5 protein-coding genes are annotated in these 4,533 nt (G+C 70.7%); 4 read left to right on the top strand and 1 reads right to left on the bottom strand.

Translation table 11 applies throughout. From position 1 onward, the window contains the following. Positions 1-329: 329 nt before the first annotated feature. The 4 genes from V7Q31_RS17590 to V7Q31_RS17575 are packed head-to-tail and all read left to right on the top strand — an operon-like array spanning position 330 to position 2,822. Complete coding sequence (locus V7Q31_RS17590; protein WP_333835155.1) at positions 330-1,313, top strand: TerC family protein; 984 nt, start codon at positions 330-332, stop codon at positions 1,311-1,313. After that, a complete protein-coding gene (locus V7Q31_RS17585) occupies positions 1,310-1,576 on the top strand; it encodes a twin-arginine translocase TatA/TatE family subunit (protein WP_333835154.1) in 267 nt (88 codons plus the stop codon). The genes V7Q31_RS17590 and V7Q31_RS17585 overlap by 4 nt, the downstream gene beginning before the upstream one ends. Further along, entirely contained in the window at positions 1,576-1,866 is a 291-nt protein-coding gene (locus tag V7Q31_RS17580; RefSeq protein ID WP_333835153.1) for a hypothetical protein, read from the top strand. Before V7Q31_RS17585 ends, V7Q31_RS17580 begins: the two co-directional genes overlap by 1 nt. Further along, complete coding sequence (locus V7Q31_RS17575) at positions 1,863-2,822, top strand: DUF6635 family protein (RefSeq protein ID WP_333835152.1); 960 nt, start codon at positions 1,863-1,865, stop codon at positions 2,820-2,822. Before V7Q31_RS17580 ends, V7Q31_RS17575 begins: the two co-directional genes overlap by 4 nt. 106 nt (positions 2,823-2,928) lie before the next feature. On the opposite strand, the gene V7Q31_RS17570 is transcribed toward V7Q31_RS17575, so the two are convergent. After that, complete coding sequence (locus V7Q31_RS17570; protein ID WP_333835151.1) at positions 2,929-4,206, bottom strand: hemolysin family protein; 1,278 nt, start codon at positions 4,204-4,206, stop codon at positions 2,929-2,931. Positions 4,207-4,533: the final 327 nt, after the last annotated feature.

Genomic DNA, 4,533 nt, shown 5'->3' with positions numbered 1-4,533 from the left:
CGAAAGCGGACAGTCGCAGGGCGGGGAGCAGGAGGCGATAGGCCGCCGTTCGTCGCGCCGCAGGCCTGGGCCGCGGTCTTGCCACGCCAAGTCGCGCTTGTTCGGGTTCCGGCCGGTCGCGGGGCTGGCGGCGGAGGTCGTGATCCAGCCCGTGGCGATGCGCACGCCTTTGGGCGCCTTGCGGTTGCCGAGGAGCGATCCCACCTCCCCGCGGCGGGCCGGGCCCCTCTGACGACGCTGGGTCGCCATGTCGGACCGCATCGGGCGGAACTCGCCGGTCGGCGGTCGACAGACCGCGTCGGCGCCGCCCGAAGCGCGCGGGTATCGGCGTGGACCTTCTCTCCGGCCTTTTCCTCGGCAAGCCCGGGTGGATGTGGGCGGGCTTCTTCGCGGTCGTGGGCCTTCTGATCGCCTTCGATCTCGGCGTGCTCCATCGAAAAAATCGCGAGATCGGCGTGGGCGAGAGCCCTCGCCTGTCGGCGTTCTACGTCGCCGCTGGCGTCGGCTTCGGCGGCTTCGTCTGGTGGCGCCTCGGGCCTGCGTCCAGCGTGGAGTACCTGACGGGCTTTCTCGTGGAGAAGAGCCTCGCGATGGACAACATCTTCGTCATCGCGCTGATCTTCGGCTTCTTCGCCATTCCGCGCCGCCTGCAGCACCGGGTCCTGTTCTGGGGCGTGCTCGGCGTCATCCTGCTGCGCGGCGCGATCATCCTCGTCGGCGCGACGCTGGTGGCGCGCTACGAGTGGGTCCTGCTCGCCTTCGCGGCCTTTCTCGTCCTGACCGGCCTGCGGATGCTGTGGCTCGCGGACCACGCGCCGGATCTCGGTCGCAACCCCGTCCTGCGGTTCCTCCGCGGCCGCTTCCCCATAACGAAGCGCCTCCATGGCGACCGCTTCTTCGTGCGGTTGCGGACGCGGGGCGGCGCCACGCTGTTCCTAACGCCGCTGTTTCTCGCCCTGGTGATGATCGAGTTCTGCGACGTGGTGTTCGCGATCGACTCGGTCCCGGCGATCTTCGCGATCACCACCGATCCCTACGTCGTCTTTACCTCGAACATCTTCGCGATCCTCGGTCTGCGCGCGCTCTACTTCGCGCTGGCGGCGGTGCTCCACCGCTTCGCCTATCTCAAGCAGGCGCTCGCGGCGCTGCTGGTCTTCATCTTCGGGAAGGTCTTCGTCGCCGAGGCCCTAGGCTGGGAGAAGTTCCCGACGGAGTGGTCGCTCGCGATCACCGTCACGATCCTCGCCGCCGGCGTCGGCTGGTCGCTGCGACGCACCCGCGGGGAGGCCGCAGCGGCGGTGGACGCCCGATGATGGGCGTCTCGGGTCCCGAACTGCTGGTCATCTTGGTCGTTGCGCTGCTCGTCATCGGCCCGCGCGACCTCCCGTCGGCGCTCAGGGCCTTCGGGCGCATGGTCGGCCGGCTACGCCGACAGCTTGACGAGGTTCGGCGCGAGGTCGACGCGCTGGGCAGGGAGGCGATCCACCCGCCGGCGGCGAGACCCCCCGGCCCGCCGGCCGCCGCTCCGCGGCCTTCGCCCGTGTCGCCGTCGCATCCGACCGACGAGGGCGCGTGATGGTCCGGCTGTGGCGCGGCGAGCTGCCGTTGGGCGAGGCCTACTGGACGCATGCCGTCCTGGGCGTGGCGGCGGCGAACCTTCTGGCGACCGCGCTGGCCCTGCTCCTGCTCGCGCGCGAGGTTCATCCGGCGGCGGCGCTCGCCGTCTGGTTCGCTCCGGTCCCCTATGTGCTGGCCGCCGTGGTCGGCGTCTGGCGCAGCGCGGACCGAGCGGCGGCGGGCCCGACCACCGCCGCGCTCGCGCGCTGGACCGCCGCGTTGTGGGGCCTTCTCATGGTGCTGGCGTGAACGCGACAACGGGCGAGTGCGAAGCGACGGACCAGGCGGCGCGGGAGGCGCTGCGCGCCGCCGTGAACCGGGCGGCGCGGGCCTACTTCGCCGAGCGGCGTCGGCGCGTCGACGCGTTCGCCCGCGCGCGGTTCGGCCTGGGCGGGTCGCTTCGGCTCCATCGCGCGGCGCTCGGCTGGGACATCGCCCGGGCCCCTGCGAACCTCGCGCTCGCGCCGGCGCTGGTCGCGACGCGGCTCGCGGCGCATGCCGCCGGCGCCGCAGGGGCCCGCGGCGCTGCGCGATGGCTGCGCGGCCGCCGGGTGCTGCTGGCGACCGACGTCTCACGCGCCGTCGAGCGCGCGATCGTCACCGATCTGCTGGAGCTGCCATGGGACGGCGCCGAGCCGGCGCCGCGCGACGCGCTTGCGGAGGCCATCCTCGCCGAGCCGGAGGTGCGCCGAGCCGTCGCCGCCGCCGAGGCGGTTCGAGCCAGCCTCGCCGAGTATGTCGGCGGCCGGGCCGCGGTCGCCGAATTCACCGTCGCGCTGGGAACGCTCGGCCTCGGCGCGGCGGCGTTCCAGCAGGTGACGCCGGGCATGATCTCGCTCGGCCCCGCCGTGGCCGCGGCGCTGGCGCATCAGGCGGCGGTGGCCGCCTTTCCGCTCGGGGCCTCGGCCGGGGCGATCTGGTACGGGCTGTTCCCGGTTGCGGCGCCGCCCGCGCTGGCGATCGGCGCGACGGCGGGGCTCGCCGGGCTGGCCGCGGTCGCGGTCGCTTTCGCGGGTGTCGTCGCAGATCCGCTGCAGGTGCGCGTCGGCATGCATCAGCGCCGGCTCCGCCGCCTCATCGATGCGATGGAGCAGGCGTTCTTCGCCGACGCGGGGCCCGGTTTCGAGGCCCGTGAGCATTACCTCGCGCGCGTGTTCGATCTCGCCGACGTCGCCGCCGCGTCCTTGCGCGTCCTGCGGGGATGACCAATGGCGCTTGGGCGGCGGGGTCGCCGAGGACATGTGCGATGATGGCCAAGCATAAGCGCGAAAAGCCGCACCATGGTGTGCGCCCCGGCGTCAATCGCTTTGGCTAAGTTTGCCGATAAACCAGAATCTTGTCGATCCGCCTTCCGTCAAGATCCAGGACCTCGACAGTCCAGCCCTGCAGTTCCAGTCTTTGCCCGACCTCCGGAAGATGTCCGACGTGCTCGAGGATCAAACCGGCGACCGTCTCGTAATCGCGGTCCGCGTCGATCTCCAGCGAGAGCAGATCGGCAAACTCATCCACCGGCATCCAACCCGCGATCAGGTAGGAGCCATCGACCCGCGTCACGACCTTGGGCTCGTCCATCGAGCTGTCCGGAAACTCGCCCGCAATGGCCTCCAGCACGTCCATCGGCGTGATGATGCCCTCGAAGTGCCCATACTCGTCATAGACCAGCACCATGTGCGCCGGCGCCGTCCGCAGACGATCCACCACCTCAAGGGCGCTTTGTCCGTCACGGACCACCGGCGCCTGGCGCAGCAGGGCGCGCAGATCGAACGGCTCGTTCATCAGGGCGGGCGCCAGGATGTCACGGGTTGTCAGGACGCCAATGATGTTGTCGACGTCCCCCTCCCAGACCGGCAACCGGGACCGACTGAGGTCGTGCAGGCGCCGTAGGAGGGTCGCCTTGTCGCTGCCGGCGTCGAGCATCTCGACCTCGTGCCGCGCCGTCATCAGCCCCCGCGCCGTCCGGTCGGCGACGCGCATCACGCCGGCGATCATCTGGCTCTCGGCGTGGTTCATGGCGCCGGAGCTTTCCGCCTCGGCGACGATCAGCCGGACCTCCTCGTCGCTCACTCCGCGCGACTGGCCGCCCGACTGTCCGAGCACCGCCAGCACCAGCTTGCCCGATCGGTCGAGCACCCAGACCAGTGGGGCCGCGATGCGGGCGATGAACAGCATCATCGGGGCCACACGCGCGGCGACCTGTTCCGGCGCGCGCAGGGCGATCTGCTTGGGAACAAGTTCGCCCACAATCAGCGACAGATAGGTGATCGCCACCACCACCGATCCCACCCCGACAGGCTCCGCAAGGGCGGAGGGCATTCCGGCTTCTGTTAGGCTCGCCGCCAGACGCGCGCCCAGCGTCGCGCCCGAAAAGGCCCCCGCGAGGATGCCAACCAGCGTAATGCCAATCTGCACGCTGGACAGGAACCGGCCGGGATCCTCGGCCAGCCGGATGGCCGTCGCAGCCCCCTTGCGGCCCTTGTCGGCCAGAAGCTTCAGCCGCGCGGGCCGGGCCGAGACGATGGCCAGCTCGGACATGGCCAGAAGGCCGTTGATCAGCGTCAGCAGAATGACGATCGCAATCTCGAGGTACATCGTCTCCAACTCTTGCCGGATGGTTCAGCGATCGATCCTCGCGAGGTGTATGCCGTCGCGCTTCTGGCGGCCACGGGCCGCGCGGGTCGCCGCCTGTCAGTACATGAAAATGGGCAGAGCGCTTGCAGCGGCGTCCAACAGGTCCAGTCCGCGCGCATAGTAGTGCTCCTGCGCTAATCCTGCTGGCGAGTGATGCAGATGGAGCGGCGCCGACGACCGTGGCTGCAGTCGTTAGCGCTATCGGGCTCAGCACAACGACGCCCCGGAGCAGTCTCCCGGTTCCGGCCGGTCGCGGAGCCGGAGGGAGCGCCCGGTAGACGGCCACTC

It is taken from the genome of Rubrimonas sp. (assembly GCF_036788415.1).
GTDB lineage: Bacteria > Pseudomonadota > Alphaproteobacteria > Rhodobacterales > Rhodobacteraceae > Rubrimonas.
This window is presented reverse-complemented; position numbering and strand designations above follow the sequence as displayed.

What these genes read in the sequence shown, in the direction of transcription:
- V7Q31_RS17585 (WP_333835154.1), top strand. Translation starts at nt 1,310, where the DNA reads ATGATGGGCGTCTCGGGTCCCGAACTGCTGGTCATCTTGGTCGTTGCG.
- V7Q31_RS17580 (WP_333835153.1), top strand. Translation starts at nt 1,576, where the DNA reads ATGGTCCGGCTGTGGCGCGGCGAGCTGCCGTTGGGCGAGGCCTACTGG.
- V7Q31_RS17570 (WP_333835151.1), bottom strand. Translation starts at nt 4,206, where the DNA reads ATGTACCTCGAGATTGCGATCGTCATTCTGCTGACGCTGATCAACGGC.